Below are 18,622 nucleotides of genomic sequence, written 5' to 3' on the forward strand. Positions count from 1 at the left end.
TATTTGGTGTGAGCAAGACGAGTGAGCCGACGCCGGGGCATTTGGTGTGGCGGTTGTCCATGAAGTGGCGGGTGGCGGTTGATCGGGCGTTGGCGCCGGTTGGGTTGACGCACGCGCAGTACGTGATGCTGGCGTCCGTTTATGGGATGGAGCGGGCCGGGCGCGTCCCGAGTCAGCGGGAGTTGGCCGACCACACCGGGCTCGAAGCGCTGTATGTCTCCAAGCTGGCTCGCAGTCTCGACGCCGACGGCCTGATCCAGCGCACCCGCGATACCGCCGACACCCGCACGATGCGCCTCGAGCTGACCGACAAGGGGCGCGAGACCATCCAGCCCGCCATCGCGGAAGTCGCCGCACTGCTCGACAAGCTCCTGGCGCCGCTCGGTGGTCGCCGCGGCGCGCGCACCAAGGGCTTCGTCGCGGATCTCACCGAGCTGCTAGACACCGAACTCTGAAAGGGACGACCATGCCCGATATCGAAGTACTCGACTCGACCATCCACTACGGCGACACCGGCAGCGGCACGCCGATCGTCTTCCTGCACGGCAATCCCGCCTCGTCCCACATCTGGCGCAACGTCCTGCCGTACGTCGGCAGCGGGCGACTGCTCACCCCCGACCTCATCGGCATGGGCCGCTCCGGCAAGCCCGAGCTCGACTACAGCTTCGCCGATCACGCGCGCTACCTGGACGCGTGGTTCGACGCGCTCGGTCTCGATCGGGTCATCCTGGTCGGCCACGACTGGGGTGGCGCGCTCGCCTTCGACTGGGCGTCGCGGCATCCGGAACGCGTCCTGGGGATCGCCTTCCTGGAAAGCATCGTCAAGCCGATGGCCTGGGAGGACGTGACGCCGCAGGCCCGGGAGCGATCCCAGCTGATCCGTACGCCGGGAGCCGGTGAGGATCTCGTCCTCGAGCAGAACCTCTTCGTCCGCCAAGCCTTCACCGGCGGCGTCCTCACCCCGGTCGGCGACGTGGATCTGCAGACCTACCTAGCGCCGTACCCGACGCCCGAGTCCCGCCGGCCGCTCCTCGCCTGGGCCCGCCAACTGCCGCTCGGCGGGGAACCGGCCGAACTCATCACGCGCATCAACCGGTACGACGACTGGCTCGGCCGCAGCGCCGACGTACCCAAGCTGCTGATCACCTTCGAGGGTTCACCGACCTTGCTGATCGGCGCGAAGCTGGCCGAGTGGTGCGCCGCCAACATTGCCGCGCTCGAGATCGTCGATGGTGGCGAGGCCGGTCACCATGCGCCGGAAGACCGTCCCAAGGAGATCGGCACCGAGATCTCCGCCTGGGTGGACCGGCACGCCCTGCGCTGACAAAGGCCGCCACCCGCGGGATACGCGAGGGCCCTCGCGGAGCGACCGCTCCGCGAGGGCTTCGCGTGCGTCCTAGGCGGTGGCGAGCACCGTGGGACGGTAGAGGGTCTGACCCGACGTCTCGTCGACGACGGCGACCCGGACGGATTCCGGCGTGGAGTCGTGATGCGGTACGGCGAACACGGCGGTCGCCGAGCGGCCGTCATACCTGGCGGTGTAGCTGACGAACCGCCAGTCCTCGTCGTCCCAGTAGTCACGGATATCGGACCGCAGCAGCCCATCGACCGCGCGGTACGCCGGGCTGAGCAGCAGCCGCCGTTGCGTGGCCGCCAGCGGTACGCCGTCAGTCGCCGTACCGGCCAGTGGATGCGAGATCCGCACCCGCAGCCGACGCAACGGCAGTAGCCAGTACCTATCCAGCTCGGCGGACAGCATGACGAACACGGCAGCCTCCAGCACCAGCACGGCCGTCGCGGGCCCGGCCGACCACCACCCGGCACTGGCGGTGGTTGCCACCAAGGCCGTTGCTAGTAGCAACAAAGCGCGACCGATCGCCCGCCGGCCAACGGGTTTGGCCGACGTTCCGATGCAGCCGCAGGACGCCTCGGGGACGACGATCTTGGCGTAGACCAGGTACCCGGTGAAGCCGACGGCCAGCGCAACCGCCGCGACCGCCTCGACGGTCCACGCCGGCGGCACCAACAGCGCCGTACCGATCACGGCCTCGGCGACACCGACCAAGCGGTACGCCGGGACCGCGCGTGACTCGCCGACCAAGCGCGGCAACGCCGTACGACGTGCCTGCTCCGCGCCCGCGAACTTGCCGTACGCCGACCAGAGCAGGAGTAATCCGATCAGTAGCGGCTGGGCAGCCGCCACCTGCTGTGCGAACATCGCGACCTCCCGCTCAGTTCGACGTGTAGATCGTCGCGATGTCGATCGCGTTCGTCCCGGGTCGCCAGGCGCCGATCACCTGGGCGTGCCGGTCGACCTTGAGCATCGACAGGTCCGACACCGCGGGGGTTCCGTTGTAGGCGGCGGCGGTGAACCCGGGTTGCACGTACCCGACGACCTTCTCGCCGTGGTGGTCGAGCTGCAGTGCCGAGCGCCCGATCGAGGTGATGCTCACGGTGAGGTTGACGATGTTGATCCAGACCGACTCGGCGGCCAGGGTGCGGTCCGGCATCATTACGCCGCGCGCGTACAGGCCGTCGCCGATCCGGGCCTGGTCGATCGTGGTCGGCCGGAGCTTCCAGACACTGGTCACGCCGGTCAGCTGGATCCGGTGCAGCCGGCCGTCGGATCCCTTGACCTGCAGGAGATCGGAGTTCCGGCCGGTGATCAGGCCTTCGGCGAAGTTCGGGTCCGGTTGTCCGGGTTCGGGGAACTGCGAGGCCGCGGCGAACGCGGTCTCCGGGGCGAGTGAGCCCATCGCCGTCGCGGCGACCAGGCCCGTGGCACCGAGTGCGGCGCGGGTGAGCAGGGAGCGGCGGTCCATCGTGGAAGTCATCTCAGCTCTCCTCTCAGCCGACGTCGATCGCACCGGGGATCAGACCCGCGCTGAGGCTCGCGATCGCGGAGAACGCGGCCGGCGTCAGGTCGAGGATCCGGTTGGATGAGCACGTCCCGCCGCAGCAGGAGCGTTCACCACAGAACAGGTCGGTCTGCGGACCGCAGTCCGCGATCGACGTGACCACCCGTGCGCCGTTGCACCGGTTGGTCGTGGCGTGCCGGAAGCCGCAGGTACGCCGGGACATCCCGGTGACCCCGCAGGTGTCGGGGTGAGTGATGGCGAAGCACGCGTCCGAGGTGTTCGGCCATGCGTGCTGGAAGTTCCCCGAATTACAGGTGCCGCACGCACCGTGCCCGGTGCTCGCGCAGGGTCCCCATGCGTTTCCGCAACAGAACCATGAGACTTCGCCGTTGAGTCCGGCCATGACGATTTCCTCCAGGTCTAGGGGCGGTAAGACCTACAGCACCTCTTTGTACTCCGAAGATCAGAAATCTCCCAGCCCTCAGCCAAACCAGAAACTTTCTCACCACCAGTTCATCCCCGCGCAGGTGGCTGCGAGGGTTGGGCTCTAGCGGTGGGTCTGTATGCGGTATACGATTTAGGCGAGCGCGCCGGTTGTGACCTGGTGCACGGTGGGAGTCATCGGATCCGGATACACTCGGGTGCGTTTGTGGAGGGGAGTATTCCTCTCGGGCCACGGCTACCGCCGGCCCGACCACGGCAGTGTCGTCATCACGGGAGGCCTGGGCGGCCGAACCGGTGCTGCCGGCCCGGAGATTCCGGGTGGAAGAGACCTCCGGACCGAGCTGTACGCCGTCGTCCGGAGGTTTATCGTGGTTTCAGCCATGTCCCCTGCCGTGTGGATACTCACGATCATCGGGCTGCTCGCGATCGTCGCCTTCGACCTGGTCGTGATCGCCCGGCGCAACCGCACGGTGACGATCAAGGACGCGACCCGCTGGGTGCTGTTCTACGTCGGCCTGGCCGGGCTGTTCGCCGTCGGGCTGTTCGTGTTCAGTCCGGGGCAGAGCGGCGGTGAGTTCGTCGCCGGGTACATCACCGAGTACAGCCTGAGTGTCGACAACCTGTTCGTGTTCGTGATCATCATGGCGCGGTTCGCAGTACCGAGCCTGGCGCAGGACAAGGTGCTCTACATCGGCATCGTGGTGTCGATGATCCTGCGGGCGATCTTCATCCTGGCCGGCGCGGCGGCGATCTCGGCGGCCAGTTGGGTCTTCTACATCTTCGGCGCGTTCCTGGTCTACACCGCGGTCCGGCTGGCGCTCGAGGGCGAGAACGACGAGGCCGACTTCCAGGAGAACGCCGCCCTGCGCGCGCTGCGCCGGATCCTGCCGCTGTCGCACGACTACGACGGCCCCAAGCTGGCCACCCGGATCGACGGCCGCCGGCTGGTGACGCCGCTGGTGATCGTGATCGCGGCGATCGGGATGGCGAACGTGATCTTCGCGCTCGACTCGATCCCGGCGATCTTCGGGCTCACCCAGGACGCCTACATCGTGCTGACCGCGAACGCCTTCGCGCTGATGGGTCTGCGCCAGCTGTACTTCCTGATCGGTGGCCTGCTGGAGCGGATCATCTACCTGAACGTCGGCCTCTCGGTGATCCTCGCGTTCATCGGCGTGAAGCTGATCATCGAGGCGCTGCACGGTTCGCACATCGACGACCTCGGCGCGATCCACCTGCCGCACATCGGCATCCTGACGTCGCTCGGCTTCATCGTCGGCACCCTCTTCGTCACCACGATCGCCAGCCTGATCAAGTCGTCGTACGACCGCCGCCAAGTCGAGGTCAAGGTCCGCATCGACGACTGACGGGTCGGCTCGGACCGCCAGCACTCATCAAAGTCGGCAGATTGCCGGTCATGAGCGGGGCGCCGCTCGCCGGAGCCACATTGATGAGTGCTGGCGGTCCGCCTCACACCCGATCCGGCTGCCTTCGCTCGGAGGGGGCCGGGCGGAGGCGGAGGTAGAGCGCCGGGATCGGGGTCAGGATCAGACCCGATGCCAGCAGAGCGGTGCGGAGCGACGTACGGCCGGCCAGGGCACCCAGTGGCGGACCGCCGACGACCTGGCCGATGGCGTTCGACTGGGACACCATCGAGATCACGGTCGCGCGGGACCGGGAGTCGACGTGCCGGTTGAGCCAGGCGGACTCGATCGGGTAGGCGAGGGTGCCGGCGATCGTGTTGAGCCACATCGCACCCAGGGCCAGCCAGAGGTGACCGAGCAGCGCGAACGCGATCACTCCGACCACCTGCAAGCCGGAGAGCAGCGCGAGTACGCCGTTCGGATGCGTGGCGCTCATGCGATCCGGCGACAGCCGGTTGAGCGCGACCGAGCTGACCAAGGACAGCAGCGTGCCGATCAGGGCCAGGACCGTGAACCAGAACGCCGGATCCGACGTGCCGAACACGGTCGGGAAGTCGAAATTCAGGATCTTCACCGACCACAGCCGGTCGAACGCCTCGCTGGACAGTCCGGAGATCAGGCTGATCACCACCAGCGTCCGTACGACGGGACGCCGCCGGGCGACCGCGAGTCCGTGCTTGAACGTCTCGGCCATCTGCCGGAAGGTCTCGCGTTCCTCGGGTGGGGTCCGGCGGAAGTTCTGCTCCGGCATGAAGACAGCCAGGGTCAGGGCGAGCAGGATCATCCCGGCACCGGACAGCGTCATCGGGAGCGGCAGGTTGATCAGGCCGAGCGCACCGGCCGTGACCGTACCGGCGATCTTCGCGGCCAGGCTGATCTGCTGGCTGCGGACGAACACCGTCGAGGCGCGTTCGGTCCCGATCTCGTCGGTGATCCAGGCCTGGTCGGCGCCGGAGGTGAAGGTGTAGCCGAGGCCCCAGAGCACCTGGGCGGCGAGGATCGCGAGGAACGCCGGCACCAGTCCCTGCAGCAGGAAGCCGGCGCCGATCAGGGCGACGCCGATGATGACGGACAGCCGGCGGCTGTACAGGTCGGCGACCAGGCCGGTCGGGATCTCGAACAGGAAGCAGGCGAGCTCGAGGGTGGTCCCGACCAGGACCATCTGGAGTGGGTCCAGACCGGCGTCGCGGACGTAGTACACCATGCTGAGCGTGAAGGTGAGCGCGGAGAGAAACGCCCAGGCGCCGTTGTAGGCGAAATAGGTCCGCGCCGGGTCGGCGGACCGGTAGGCAGGCAGAGACATCGTGGGTTGCTCCCGAAAGCGTGCGTGGCATGACGAAGCGCGACCCCGGGGTGGGTCAAACGCTTGACGTTACGCACGACGGCGACTCACCGGCGATGCTGCGGTCGAGCTGCGGAGGTGCGCTTTCAGGAGCGGGTTTGCATGGCGCTCAGCGTAGGCGAAGACCCGGCGCGTCCGCCTCCGAATTACCCGACCACTGCTGGTGATCAGGAGTACCATCGGTAGTGCCTGGCCCGGCCGTTCCCCCGTGATGGTCGGGTCAGGTTTTCGCCTGATTGCGTAAGTAGATTCTTACGCGTAAGGTCTGGCTTACGGGTCGATGGGGGCGGCATGACGATCGAGGTGGGCGCCGTACTGACCGCGGTGGCGGACGGGTCGCGGCGGCGGATCGTGGCGCGGCTGGCGCAGGGGCCGGCGACGACCGGGCAACTGGCCGAACTGTTCCCGATCAGCCGGCCCGCCGTCTCGCAGCACCTGAAGATCCTGCAGACCGCGGACCTCGTGCGGACCACCCTGGTCGGCCGGCATCGCTGGCACGAACTCAATCCCGACGCACTCCATGCGCTGGCGCACTGGGCCATCGACGTGGCCGCCCGTCACGAGAAGGCGCCGCCACTGCGCCGTACCCCTGGAGCAGGACCACCAGCCTTTTGATCGGCCTGCACGCCTTCGACGCCTGGAACATCTTGCGCTACCGCGGCTGCTGCACACAGAGGCTGTGGACCGGGCAGCGGAGTGGTCGCTTCGACGAGCCGGCGATCGACCGCCGGCTCGGGCATGTCGGGTCTTGACATGGACGGGTTCCGCCGGGTTGACTGCAACATAGTTCACAGAGGAAATAAATTCTGGTTCGGTCCGGTGTCGGTGGCTCAGAGCGACCCCGGGCGGAGTCGGTATGTGCCTGGATCCGGTGGCGTGCCATCGGATCATTCGGCGTTTTCCGACGCTTGGTTGCCCATGGCAATGCGGGAGATCCCTTGTACTGAAGGGATCTGAGCCGATCGGTCACCGTCCGGTATCGACGGGGCCGGAGAGTCTTCCGCTGCCGGGGGTTCTGTGTCATCCTCCGGGGTAGCGAAACCCGAGATCCTATCGGATATCGGTTCCACTCCAGCGCGTGAGGGAAAGGATGCGGAGTGAGCGCAACCTACGAGGTCAAACCGGCGCCGCCGGCACCGGCACCCCGGGAGGCGGTGAAAACCGCCCGGAACATCCCCAGGACCAGCCGCCGGACCGCGGCCCGCCGCAGCCTGCGCCGGCACTGGCAGCTCTACCTGCTGATCGTCGTACCGCTCGCGTACTTCGTCATCTTCAAGTACATCCCGATCACCAACGCCGTGATCGCCTTCAAGGACTACAGCCCCATCAAGGGCCCGTGGGGCAGTGACTGGGTCGGGTTCCGCAACTTCGAACTGTTCTTCCAGAACCCGGTGTTCTGGACCCTGGTGAAGAACACGTTCTTCCTGGCCGCCTATACCGTGCTGGCCAGCTTCCCGATCCCGATCGTGCTGGCCATCGCGCTGAACGAGATCCGCAACGGCCGGTTCAAGAAGGTCACCCAGCTGGTCACCTACGCGCCGTACTTCATTTCCACCGTGGTGGTCGTCTCGATGACGATCCTGGTGCTGTCGCCCCGGTTGGGGTTCGTCAACGACGCGATCGGCCTGTTCGGCGTACCCGCGGTCGACTTCCTCGGCAACCCGAACTACTTCCGCCACATCTACGTCTGGTCGGACGTGTGGCAGACCACCGGGTACTCGGCGGTCATCTACCTGGCCGCGCTGTCCGGCATCGACCCGGCGCTGCACGAGTCGGCCCGGATCGACGGGGCCAGCCGGCTGCAGCGGATCCGGCACGTCGACCTGCCCGGGATCATGCCGACCGCGGTGATCATCCTGGTGCTCGGCGTCGGCAACATCATGTCGATCGGGTTCGAGAAGGCCTTCCTGCTGCAGAACCCGCTGAACCTGGCCCAGTCGGAGATCATCGCGACCTACGTCTACAAGACCGGCCTGCTGAACGCCGACTTCAGCATGGCGACGGCGATCGGGCTGTTCAACTCGGTGATCAACCTCTTCCTCCTGCTTGGCGTGAACTTCGCGGCCAAGCGCATCACAGGGAACGGACTGTGGTCATGAGCATCACGTTGCAAGGATTCCGGCGTACGGCGGAGAAGCGGTCGGAGCGCACCACGATCGAGGAGACGACGACCGACCGGATCTTCCTGATCGGCGTCAAGATCATGCTCTGGATCGCGCTGATCGTCGTCACCGTCCCGCTGATCTACATCATCGCCAACTCGTTCAGCAGCGCCTCGGCGGTGAGTGGCGGCCGGGTGCTGCTCTGGCCGATCGAGCCGAGCCTCAAGGCGTACAAGGTGGCCTTCGGCGACCCGCAGATCATGCATGGCTACCTGAACTCCTTCATCTACGCGATCGGCGGCACGCTGATCAGCGTCACGCTGACGATCGCGATCGCCTACCCGTTGTCCCGCCGGACCTTCTTCGGCCGCAACGTGATCATGAGCGTGCTGATTTTCACCATGCTGTTCTCGGGCGGCCTGATTCCGACGTACCTGGTGGTGCAGGACCTGGGCATGCTGAACACCCGGTGGGCGATGGTGATCCCGAGTGCGATCGGGGTCTGGCAGGTGATCATCGCGCGGACGTTCTTCCGCTCGACCATCCCGGACGAGCTGTACGAGGCGGCCACCATCGACGGGGCCAGCGACCTGCGCTTCCTCTGGTCGATCGTGCTGCCGCTGTCCAAGCCGGTGATCGCGGTGATCGCGCTGATGTACGCGATCTTCCAGTGGAACAGCTACTTCGACGCACTCGTCTACCTCAAGGACCCCAGCCTCTATCCGTTGCAGATCGTGCTGCGCAACGTGCTGATCCTGAACACCGTCGCGGGTGGCTCGACCACCCAGAATCTGGCCCAGCAGCTCGACCAGCAACAGCTGGCCAACGTCCTCAAGTACGCGCTCATCGTCATCTCGAGTCTGCCCGTACTGATCATCTACCCGTTCGTCGCCCGCCACTTCACCAAGGGCGTGATGGTCGGCGCGGTCAAGGGCTGAAAGCCCACTTCAGAGAGGAACACAGCAATGCGCTCATCCGTGAGCAAGGTCGTTGCGCTGGCCGCGGCCGGTGCGCTCGCCCTGGCGGCGTGCAGTTCGGACAAGTCGGCCAAGGGGGCGGCGAACGAGACCTCGTCCGACGGCAAGGTGATCATCGACACCTTCACCCCGGCCGACCAGAACACCAACCTGGACACCAACGCGGTGACCAAGATCATCAGCGACAAGTTCAAGATCCAGTTCCGCTGGCAGACCACGACGTACGACGGCGGGCCGGCCAAGGAGAAGCGGCAGATCGCGCTGGCCAGTGGCGACTACCCGGACCTGTTCTTCCTGATCCCGTGGATCGACGCATTCACCCAGGCCGAGGTGCTCAAGCTCGGCCAGCAGGGCGTCGCCGTACCGCTGGAAGACCTGATCAAGGAGAACGCGCCGAACATCCAGAAGGTGCTGGACTCCAACAAGGAGTACAAGGAGATGGCGACCGCACCGGACGGTCACATCTACGCGCTCCCCGAGTGGGCCGACTGCTACCACTGCACCTACCCGGACAAGCTGTGGATCAACAGCGCCTGGCTGAAGAAGCTCGGCCTGCAGGTGCCGAAGACGACCGAGGACCTGCGCAAGGTGCTCGAGGCGTTCAAGACCAAGGACCCGAACGGCAACGGCAAGGCCGACGAGATCCCGATGACGACCGACCCGCAGGACAGCAGCCTGATCGCGTACCTGATGAACGCGTTCGCCTACGACCCGGTCGGCGCGAACAACGGCGTCCGCTCGCTGCTCACGCTGAACGGCGACAAGGTGGTCACCCCGGTGACCTCGCCGCAGTGGAAGGAAGGCCTGAAGTACATCGCCTCCCTCTACAAGGAGGGTCTGATCGACCAGGCCGCGTTCACCCAGAACGCGCAGGCGCTGCAGGCCCAGGGCAACAACCCGAAGGCGGTCGTGCTCGGCTCGGTGCCGGTGCTCTGGCCGGGCATCTTCGTTCAGCTGGACTCGAAGGACGGCCGGGACAAGCAGTACGACTCCGTGCCGCCGCTGACCGGTCCGGAGGGTAAGAGCTACACCGGGTACAACCACCCGACCTCCACCGGCTACACGTTCATGCTGACCAACAAGGCCAGCAAGGAGGCCCAGGTCGCGGCGATCAAGATGCTGGACTACATCTTCACCGACGAGGGCCAGATGACCGCCACCATGGGTCCGGAGGGTGTCGGCTGGAACAAGCCCAAGGCCGGTGAGATCGCGCTCGACGCGAGCACCAAGCCGATGTACAACCCGGTGCAGAACGCGCCGAAGAACATCAACTGGGGCGCGCTGGCGCAGTACAACAACACGCTGGCCTACCGGAACGCGCAGGTCGTGCCGAAGGACATCTACACCGGTGCGGGTCTCGAGCGCCGGCTGTTCGAGGCGACCAAGCAGTACGAGGGCCACGAGGACAAGTCGCAGTGGTTCCCGCAGTCCTTCGTATGGCCGGACCCGAGCCTCAGTGGTGAGCTGGCCACGCTGCAGACCAACCTGAACAGCTACGTGAACCAGAACCAGTTGGCCTTCATCACCGGCTCGAAGAACATCGACACCGACTGGGACGCCTTCGTGAAGGGTCTCGACAGCACCGGCATGCCGCGGTACCTGGAGATCAACCAGCAGGCCTACGACAAGTACAAGTCCGGGAGCAAGTAGCGGTGCTTTTGGCCGGGCCTCCGGCGCCGGCGTGTCATGGGGCCTTGGTCCCGGCCTTCCCTCGTCGTTCCGGTCGCTTCGCTCCCTCCACTCCTCAGTCCAGGCCGGGAGGCCCCATGACACATGAACTGTGGTTCCGTAGGCCTGCGCCGGACTGGTTCGAGGCGTTGCCGGTGGGCAACGGTCACCTCGGTGCCAAGGTGTTCGGCCGGGTCGGCGAGGAACGGATCGCCCTCAACCTCGACGATGTCTGGTCGGGCGACGGTCCTCGCGAGCTCGAGGTGACGGACGGTCCGGCCGTGCTGGCCGACGTACGGCGGCTGTTGCTGACCGACGGTGATCGGCTGGCGGCGACGGAGCGGACCCGGGCCCTGCAGGGTCCACTCGTCGAGTCGTACCAGCCGCTCGCCGACCTCTTGATCAGCTCGGCCGGGGAACCACAGGAGTACCGCAGGAGTCTGGATCTCCGCACCGGAATCGTCGCCGTCGAGTACACCCTCGACGGCGTACGGTTCCGGCGCGAGACCTACGTGTCCGCGCCGGACCAGGTGATGGTGTGGACGATCAGCGCGGATCGGCCGGGTGCGATCGACCTCGACCTGCGGTTGGCCGGGGCGCATCCGGTCCGCGTGGACGTGGCCGACGGCATCGACCGGGGCGGTGGGGTGGGGAAGGAATTGTATGGTGTCGTCGGGCACGCGCCGTCGGATCTCACCATCGAGTACCGGCAGAGCCCGGACCCGATCCGGTACGAGGAAGGGCGCGGCATCGGGTTCGGTGTCGCGCTCCGCGCGATGAACGACGGTGGCAGCGTGTCGGTGACGGAAGCCGGCGTCGCCGTCCGTGGTGCCAACAGTCTGACCGTTTTGGTGTCGGCGGCAAGTACGTTCGAAGGCTGGTCGGTGCCGCCCGGTCGCGACCCGCGCGTGGCGTTGCGCGAGGCAACCGCCCTGCTGGATGCGGTTGCCCTCGACAAGCTTCGGGAGCGGCACCTCGAAGATCACCTGCGTCTGTACGAACGCGCCGAGCTGCACCTGGGCGACGCGGTGGAGCTGCCGACCGACGAGCGGATCAAGGCGGTCGCTGCCGGCGGCAACGACCCGGACCTGGTCGCCCTGACGTTCAACTTCGGTCGCTATCTGCTGATGGCGTCGTCGCGGCCGGGGACCCAGGCCGCCAACCTGCAAGGCATCTGGAACCAGGACCGCCGGCCGATGTGGGCCAGCGACTGGACCAACAACATCAACACCCAGATGAACTACTGGCCCGCCGACCTGACCGGGCTGGGGGAGTGCTTCGATCCGCTCACCGATCTCCTCGAGGGCCTGGCGGAGTCGGGGGCGGAGACCGCGCGGATCCTGTACGACGCTCCCGGCTGGGTGTCGCATCACAACGCGGACATCTGGCGCGCGACCTGGCCGGTGGGTGAAGGTGGCGACGATCCCGTCTGGTCGATGTGTGCGACCTGTGGTGTCTGGCTGACCGCGCATCTGATGGAGCACTACCGCTTCGGCCTGGACGTGGATTGGCTGCGGGACCGTGCGTACCCACTGATCGCGGGCGCCGCGGAGTTCGTGCTGTCGATGCTCGTCGACGACGGTGACGGCACGCTGCAGTTCATCCCGTCGACCGCGCCCGAGCACCACTTCATCCTGCCGACCGGTGAGAAGGCGTCGGTCGACCTGACCTCGACGTACGACATCTGGCTGATCCGGGAGCTGTTCGCCAACCTGGCCGAAGCGGAAGGCGTCCTGGGGATCACCTCCGACCTCGCCGCCCGGACGACGGCCGCCCGGGAACGACTGCCGAAGATCGGTACGACGCCCGACGGCCGGTTGCTCGAATGGCCGACGGACTGGCAGCCATCCGAGCCGCAGCACCGGCACCAATCGCATCTCTACGGTCTTTACCCGGGCGCCGAGATCGATCCCACGCGTACGCCGGACTGGGCAGCGGCCGCCCGTGCCTCGCTCGAGTTGCGGACCGCGGGCGCGACGAACGGCGGCTGGACGGCGGCCTGGCTGGTGGCGCTCTGGGCGCGTCTGTTCGAGCCGGAGAAGGCGTCTGCGGTCATCCAGGACTATCTGAGCCGACTGGTCTCGGACAACCTGTTGCACCGCGACGGCGACATCTTCCAGATCGACGCGAACTTCGGCATGACCGGCTGCATTCCGGAACTTCTGTTGCAGAGCCACACCGACGTCATCCGCGTGCTGCCGGCCTTGCCGGCTGACTGGCCGGACGGGTCGTTCCACGGTCTGCGTGCCCGCGGCGGCCTGACTTTCGACGTGACCTGGCAGGACGGCGTACTGACGGCGGCGACGGTGCGGGCGACCCACGCCGGCACTCACCGCATCGCCCTCACCCCCGACGACATCCGCACCGTCACCCTGGCCCCCGGCGACCAACGCCCCCTCATCCCCTAAACCCCACTTTGAGCACGGCTTGACCATTTTCGCGGCGCTCTGATGGTTGAGCCGTGCACAAGGTAGGCCTAGTTAGGGATGCCTAACCAACCGTCGGCGGGATCAGTGAGCTGAACCTCGAGGCGATCGCCGCGTTGAAGCCGGACCTGATCCTGGGCAGCAAGCTGCGGGCGAACGATCTGTACGACAAGGTCAGCGCGATCGCGCCGACGGTCTTCAGCATCCGGCCCGGGTTCCCGTGGAAGGAGAACTTCCTGCTGGTCGCGGACTCGGTCGGCGAGGAGGACAAGGCCACCGGGATCCTGAACGACTACCAGAAGCGCGCCGACGACGTGAAGTCCAAGGTGCAGGGGTCGCCGGCGATCTCGCTGGTGCGGTTCCGGCCGGGCGAGATCCGGCTGTACGGCAACCTGTCGTTCATCGGCGTGATCCTGAAGGACATCGGGCTGCCGCGGCCGAAGATCCAGGATGTGCAGGATCTGGCCGTCGAGGTGTCGCAGGAGAACATCGGGCAGGCCGTCGGCGACTGGATCTTCTACTCCAGCTACGGCAAGCCGGACACCACCGCCGAGAACACCGTTGTCAACGGCAACCTCTGGAAAGCCTTGCCCGCGGTCAAGAACCGCCAGGTGGCGCGCGTCGACGACGAGGTCTGGTTCCTCGGCCTCGGCCCGCTCGGCGCGATGGACGTCCTGACCGACCTGGAGAGGTTGCTGGGTCCGAAGGGTTAGAGGATGCGGTAGTGGAGGTGGACGAAGCCGCTGGTGAAGCGGCGTTCGTCCAGGAGTTCCAGGCGCAGGCGGAGGTCGTTCGGCAGGGCTTGTTTGCCGCCGCCGACCATGATCGGAGCGATGAACAGGTGGCACTCGTCGACGAGGCCGCCGTTCAGGGCCTGGCCGGCGAGGTCGGCGCCGCCGATGCTGAGGTCGGCCGCGGAGGATTCCTTGAGGCGCTGGATCGCATCGGGTTCGAAGGTGCGCCAGATGCGCGTCCTGGCGCTCGTCACCGCATGCAGTGTTCGTGAGTACACGACCTTCTCCGCCGCTCGCCAGATCTCGGCGTACTCCCGCGACGCTCCCGAGTGATCGGTCGCGGTCTCCCAGTAGACCATCGTGTCGTACATCCGCCGGCCATACAGGTACGTCGCGATCGGACGCTCCAGCTCGTTGACGAACGCGTGCACCTCCTCGTCCGGTGCCGCCCACTCGAACCCTCCGTCGGCATCCTCGACGTACCCGTCGAGGGAGGTGATCGCCGAATAGATCAGGTTGGCCATCTCACTGTCCTTCCGTGGCGCAGTCCGCGGTCGGCGGTCGTGGTCGCGACGCTAACCCAGGGGGAGGGATCAGTCGAGGACGCGACCGCGGTCGGTGACCGTGACGGCCGGAGCACACCGGCTGACGGCCGCGGCCAGCTCGTCGAAGGGGAGCGGGCGGCCGAGGATCTCGAAGGTGCCCGGCCAGGGGCGGCCCGGGCCCCACGCCTTCGAGCTGCGGGGCAACGCGTCGTCGTCGTACCGGAGAACGATCAGATACGGATGCCAGGACTCGCCGCCGTCGCCGTCGAAGTGCCGCTCGACCCGGCAGATGCCGTGCACCTCGGACCATGGGATGGCCTGCGGCTGCTCGCCGCCGAGGTAGATCCCGGTGTCGTCGACCGTCAGGAGAACGTCCTCTTCGTCGGCCTCCCGGCGTTCCTCGAGGGCGGTGATCGCGCCGACCAGCAGCAGGATCGGCAGTCCGACCGCGAAGATCAGCGGCATGCCGCCCCAGGACAGCCAGACCGCCTCGAGTGGCGCGCGGACCGATGCGCCGCGAATGAGCTGGATCACGACGATGCCCAGCGTGAGCAGCACCATCAGGCCGAACACCAGCGTGCCGAGGTACAGCAAGGTCTTCGTCGTGCCGAGCCCATGTCGCTTCACGACGAACGGCTCAGTGGTCTGCACAGGCGGCATACCGGCATTGTCGGCGCTGTACCACGAAGGCACCAGCTATCTCACGGAATCCTCATCATTACGGTCCGATCGGTCCTTCGGACGGATGAAATCGGCCCGTTCGACCCGGCATGGACTTTGGTCCGGGCCAAGTGTCCGCAACAATCGCTGCATGCCGGACCGCCAGACCGCAGTCGCCACTCGCACGCCGTCGCCTCGGCGCGGTGCTTCCCGACGCCGTCGGAAGGGCAGTATGTGGCGTCGCGGCTGGCTGATCGCCGTCCTCGCGATCCTGACCGCGCTCCCGTTGCTCTTCCACCGCTACGTCCCGAACTCCGTCGGCAACCTCGGCAGCCTGCTCGACACCTTCCTGCCCTGGGTCGGCGTCGCCGTACCGATCCTCGCCGTGGCCGCAGTGGTACGACGTTCCGCCATCGCGGGAGTCGCGCTGCTGGTCCCCGTGGTGGTGTGGGGACTGATGTTCGGCGATCTGCTGATCCCCGGCAAGGGTGGTGGCGGCGCGTACGACCTGCGGGTCCTGTCCCACAACGTCGACGCGGCCAACCCGGACCCGAAGACGACCGCCGAGGATCTCATCGCCGCCGACGCGGACGTGATGGCGCTGGAGGAGATCACCACGGCGGACATGAAGGTCTACAAGGCCGAGTTCGCCAAGAAGTATCCGTACGAGGTCTCCCGGGACACGGTCGCCCTGTGGTCGAAGTACCCGGTGGCGCAGAGTGAGTCCGTCGACGTCGGCTTCAAGTGGACCCGAGCGCTCCGGGCCGAGGTCAGCACGCCGGAGGGCAAGGTCGCGGTGTACGTCGCCCACCTCGCGTCGGTGCGGGTCGGCACCAGCGGCTTCACCTCGAACCAGCGCAACGACACCATCAAGGCGCTGGGCCGGCAGATCGCCGACGAGAAGCTGGCCGGCGTGATCGTGATGGGCGACTTCAACGGTACGGCGAACGACCGCAGCCTGGCCCCGTTGACCGCCGGATTGCGCTCGGCTCAAGGGGCCGCCGGGCACGGGTTCGGGTTCACCTGGCCGGCCAAGTTCCCGATGGCGCGGATCGACCACATCATGGTGCGCGGCGTGACCCCGACCAAGGCCTGGGTGATGAAGCCCACCGGCAGCGACCACCGCCCGGTCGTCGCGGAGGTCCGGATCTGAGTGCGTAGCGTCCGAAGATGCGTGGGTCATGGGCCTCGAATCTTCGGACGTAACTGACATCGTCCCTGTCCGTTTCGCGAACATCGGCGTCCGGCGCGGTCCTGCCGTCCGGGCGCCGATTTTCCTACGCTCGAAGTACCCGATCAGGAGGAACTTCGAGATGACGATCACCTCTGACAAGCCCGAGTTGTCGTCCCTGGCCCGGCAGTACGCCGACGAGGGTTTCGTGCTGGTGAAAGGCCTGCTCAGCAAGGAAGAAGCGGCGCAGTACCGGCAGCGCAGCCACGACCTGCTGGCGCAGCTGAACCGCCACGACGACCCCACCTGGAAGTCGGCGATGGGGCTGGCCGACGGCGCGACCCGGCTGCAGCATCTGCACGACGCGCAGTTCTACGACGCCGAGTTCGCCAAGCTGCTGGTGGACCCGCGCTTCACCGACGTGGCCGCCGCGGTGATGGGCGTCGACAACGTGCAACTGCACCACACCAAGCTGTTCGTGAAGCCGCCGGAGAACGGTTCGCCGTTCCCGCTGCACCAGGACCACCCGTTCTTCCCGCACACGTACCACCGGGTCGGTGCGGCGATCTTCCACTTCGACGACGCGCCGGTCGAGAAGGGCTGCGTCCGGGTGATTCCGGGCAGCCACAAGAGCGGTCCGCGGGAGCACGACCCGGAGGGCTCGTACCACCTGACCGACGTACCGTTCGACACCGCGACACCGCAGCCGGCCGAGGCGGGCGACGTACTCTTCTTCACCTATCTGACCGTGCACGGGTCCGGGGTGAACGTGAGCGACGAGGCCCGGACGACCTGGCTGATCCAGTACCGCGACCCGGCGGACCCGCCGATGGTGAAGACGCACGACTGGTCGCTCGGGCAGGGCATGATGCTGCGAGGAGTCGACCCAACCGGCAGGAGTGCTGTTTGACCCTCGCGGACGTCGCTGCTGCGGACCGCTTCGTCGACCTCGCCGGACTGCTGGAGTCCTGCGAGGTCGACGGGTTCCGCGCGGACTTCCTCAGCTGGGGTCACTACCGGCCGGAGTACTGGCGCAACTACTGGCACAGCCACTCGTTCCACGAGGTCTGCCTCGGGTACTCGGGCGAGGGCCGCTTCAACTCCGGATCCTCGCAGTACGACATACAGCCCGGCTCGGTCTTCATCGCCCGACCGGGCGATGTCCACGAGATCGAGTCGAGCCGCGATGCACCCCTCGGCATCGCCTTCTGGGGTTTCACGTTCCGTCCCGGCACCGACGAACCTGGATGGTGGTCGGGGCTGACCCGTCCGGACGGACCCGTCATATCGGAGCGGACTGGCTCACTTCCCGCCCTGATCACAGCACTCGCGGCCGAGGCAGCGGCACCTGTGTCCGGCTACAGCACTGCACTGGCTGCTCTCGGTTCCACCCTGGTGATGGAGACCGCTCGCGCGTTCGCTCTCGACGATGATCTCGCTGTCGAACCAGTGGTGCGCGACCGCGGCCTCGTGGTGGTCGAGGCCATGCAGCGGCATCTGCGGGACAACCTGTCCCGACCGATCACGGTCCGGGACGTCGCAGCGGTGGCACACCTGTCCGAACGCCATGCCGAGCGGCTGTTCCAGCACCAGACCGGCGCGTCGATCATGTCGACCCTGCGCCGGCTGCGGCTGGAACTCGCCGCACAGCTCCTACTCGACCCCGCCGTCACAGTGACCGAGGTAGCCCGGTCCTGTGGCTATTCCGACGTACGCCCGTTCTCCACCGCGTTCCGGCGACACTACGGGCGCACACCGGGGGAACACCGGCGTACCGGCGGCACTGAGTTCGTTTAGGGCTGAGGGAGGCTTCGACCTGCGCCGGCCGTCGGCTCAGCGGCCGGAGCCGGCGATCTCGGCCATCCGGCAACGGATGAGGCCACGCACAGCGTCGTCCGGAAGCGAGGTTCCGACGGTGAAGCGGATCGTCCCCTTGGACACGTCGAAGGCCGTCAGTTGCTCGCGCACAGCATCGATCGCCGCCGGACTGAACGGAAAGATACTGAGGTGGTGCTCGGCGGCGCGGAAGCCGAGCAGTGGCTTCCCGCGGTACTTGAGCGCTGCCATGCCGTAACCCGTCCCCTGCTCGGCGGTTGGTGCCTCATCCAGTGCCAGCGCACGGATTCGCTCGAAGGCAGCGCGCCGGTCTGCATCAAGACTGTCGAAGTAGTCATCCACCGCCGCCATGCCCAGACGGTACGACTGCCGGCCCAGAGCCACCAGCCCGTCCAGAAGGACACCTGCTGCGCGCTGTCCCTGCGGAGGACTGCC

At 66.9% G+C, this 18,622-nt stretch carries 19 protein-coding genes; 12 read left to right on the top strand and 7 right to left on the bottom strand.

Features of this window, described 5'->3' with window-relative positions:
• Positions 1 to 8 precede the first annotated feature (8 nt).
• Together OG555_RS26415 and OG555_RS26420 are read left to right on the top strand one after the other, a co-directional pair.
• Positions 9 to 455 (top strand): MarR family winged helix-turn-helix transcriptional regulator, encoded by a 447-nt coding sequence (locus OG555_RS26415; protein WP_329475239.1) that lies wholly within the window; start codon positions 9 to 11, stop codon positions 453 to 455.
• 11 nt (positions 456 to 466) lie between these two features.
• Positions 467 to 1,324, top strand: coding sequence for a haloalkane dehalogenase (locus OG555_RS26420; protein ID WP_329475240.1), 858 nt, complete (start codon positions 467 to 469; stop codon positions 1,322 to 1,324).
• 72 nt (positions 1,325 to 1,396) lie between these two features.
• Here the strand turns inward: OG555_RS26420 and OG555_RS26425 are convergent, their stop codons facing one another.
• The 3 genes from OG555_RS26425 to OG555_RS26435 are packed head-to-tail and all read right to left on the bottom strand — an operon-like array spanning position 1,397 to position 3,081.
• Positions 1,397 to 2,218: a MauE/DoxX family redox-associated membrane protein gene (locus OG555_RS26425; protein WP_329475241.1), complete on the bottom strand. Its 822-nt coding sequence runs from the start codon at positions 2,216 to 2,218 to the stop codon at positions 1,397 to 1,399.
• Positions 2,219 to 2,231: 13 nt separating this feature from the next.
• Positions 2,232 to 2,834 carry a cell wall protein gene (locus OG555_RS26430; protein ID WP_329475242.1) on the bottom strand — a complete coding sequence of 201 codons (603 nt, stop codon included), beginning with the start codon at positions 2,832 to 2,834 and terminating at the stop codon, positions 2,232 to 2,234.
• Between the two features lie 13 nt (positions 2,835 to 2,847).
• On the bottom strand, positions 2,848 to 3,081 hold the full coding sequence (locus OG555_RS26435) for a hypothetical protein (RefSeq protein ID WP_329475243.1): 234 nt from the start codon (positions 3,079 to 3,081) through the stop codon (positions 2,848 to 2,850).
• A gap of 601 nt (positions 3,082 to 3,682) precedes the next feature.
• On the opposite strand from OG555_RS26435, the gene OG555_RS26440 reads away from it, so the two are divergent.
• Entirely contained in the window at positions 3,683 to 4,669 is a 987-nt protein-coding gene (locus OG555_RS26440) for a TerC/Alx family metal homeostasis membrane protein (protein ID WP_329475244.1), read from the top strand.
• 103 nt (positions 4,670 to 4,772) lie between these two features.
• Here OG555_RS26440 and OG555_RS26445 read toward each other — a convergent pair whose 3' ends face one another.
• A complete protein-coding gene (locus OG555_RS26445; RefSeq protein WP_329475245.1) occupies positions 4,773 to 6,029 on the bottom strand; it encodes an MFS transporter in 1,257 nt (418 codons plus the stop codon).
• 330 nt (positions 6,030 to 6,359) lie between these two features.
• Here OG555_RS26445 and OG555_RS26450 point away from each other — a divergent pair, with 330 nt between their 5' ends.
• The 6 genes from OG555_RS26450 (at position 6,360) to OG555_RS26475 (ending at position 13,954) form a co-directional block, all read left to right on the top strand.
• On the top strand, positions 6,360 to 6,683 hold the full coding sequence (locus OG555_RS26450) for an ArsR/SmtB family transcription factor (RefSeq protein ID WP_329475246.1): 324 nt from the start codon (positions 6,360 to 6,362) through the stop codon (positions 6,681 to 6,683).
• Positions 6,684 to 7,165: 482 nt separating this feature from the next.
• Positions 7,166 to 8,167 (top strand): ABC transporter permease, encoded by a 1,002-nt coding sequence (locus tag OG555_RS26455; RefSeq protein WP_329475247.1) that lies wholly within the window; start codon positions 7,166 to 7,168, stop codon positions 8,165 to 8,167.
• The gene (locus OG555_RS26460) at positions 8,164 to 9,108 is read left to right on the top strand and encodes a carbohydrate ABC transporter permease (RefSeq protein ID WP_329475248.1); all 945 of its coding nucleotides are present in this window, start codon (positions 8,164 to 8,166) and stop codon (positions 9,106 to 9,108) included. Before OG555_RS26455 ends, OG555_RS26460 begins: the two co-directional genes overlap by 4 nt.
• Positions 9,109 to 9,135: 27 nt before the next feature.
• Positions 9,136 to 10,797 (top strand): ABC transporter substrate-binding protein, encoded by a 1,662-nt coding sequence (locus OG555_RS26465; RefSeq protein ID WP_329475249.1) that lies wholly within the window; start codon positions 9,136 to 9,138, stop codon positions 10,795 to 10,797.
• Between the two features lie 116 nt (positions 10,798 to 10,913).
• Entirely contained in the window at positions 10,914 to 13,223 is a 2,310-nt protein-coding gene (locus tag OG555_RS26470) for a glycoside hydrolase family 95 protein (protein ID WP_329475250.1), read from the top strand.
• Between the two features lie 134 nt (positions 13,224 to 13,357).
• A complete protein-coding gene (locus tag OG555_RS26475) occupies positions 13,358 to 13,954 on the top strand; it encodes an iron-siderophore ABC transporter substrate-binding protein (protein WP_329475251.1) in 597 nt (198 codons plus the stop codon).
• Here the strand turns inward: OG555_RS26475 and OG555_RS26480 are convergent.
• Both OG555_RS26480 and OG555_RS26485 read right to left on the bottom strand, forming a co-directional pair.
• Positions 13,951 to 14,499, bottom strand: a complete 549-nt coding sequence (locus tag OG555_RS26480; protein ID WP_329475252.1) for a dihydrofolate reductase family protein — start codon at positions 14,497 to 14,499, stop codon at positions 13,951 to 13,953. The genes OG555_RS26475 and OG555_RS26480 overlap by 4 nt on opposite strands.
• A 69-nt stretch (positions 14,500 to 14,568) precedes the next feature.
• Complete coding sequence (locus tag OG555_RS26485) at positions 14,569 to 15,180, bottom strand: hypothetical protein (RefSeq protein ID WP_329475253.1); 612 nt, start codon at positions 15,178 to 15,180, stop codon at positions 14,569 to 14,571.
• A gap of 232 nt (positions 15,181 to 15,412) precedes the next feature.
• On the opposite strand from OG555_RS26485, the gene OG555_RS26490 reads away from it, so the two are divergent.
• From OG555_RS26490 to OG555_RS26500, 3 genes are all read left to right on the top strand, one after another.
• Entirely contained in the window at positions 15,413 to 16,333 is a 921-nt protein-coding gene (locus OG555_RS26490) for an endonuclease/exonuclease/phosphatase family protein (protein WP_329475254.1), read from the top strand.
• Between the two features lie 160 nt (positions 16,334 to 16,493).
• The gene (locus OG555_RS26495) at positions 16,494 to 17,261 is read left to right on the top strand and encodes a phytanoyl-CoA dioxygenase family protein (protein WP_329475255.1); all 768 of its coding nucleotides are present in this window, start codon (positions 16,494 to 16,496) and stop codon (positions 17,259 to 17,261) included.
• A complete protein-coding gene (locus OG555_RS26500; RefSeq protein WP_329475256.1) occupies positions 17,258 to 18,148 on the top strand; it encodes an AraC family transcriptional regulator in 891 nt (296 codons plus the stop codon). The genes OG555_RS26495 and OG555_RS26500 overlap by 4 nt, the downstream gene beginning before the upstream one ends.
• Before the next feature lie 36 nt (positions 18,149 to 18,184).
• On the opposite strand, the gene OG555_RS26505 is transcribed toward OG555_RS26500, so the two are convergent.
• Positions 18,185 to 18,538 (bottom strand): iron chaperone, encoded by a 354-nt coding sequence (locus tag OG555_RS26505; protein WP_329475257.1) that lies wholly within the window; start codon positions 18,536 to 18,538, stop codon positions 18,185 to 18,187.
• Between the last annotated feature and the right edge of the window lie 84 nt (positions 18,539 to 18,622).

Source organism: Kribbella sp. NBC_01484 (genome assembly GCF_036227145.1).
Classification (GTDB): Bacteria; Actinomycetota; Actinomycetes; order Propionibacteriales; family Kribbellaceae; genus Kribbella.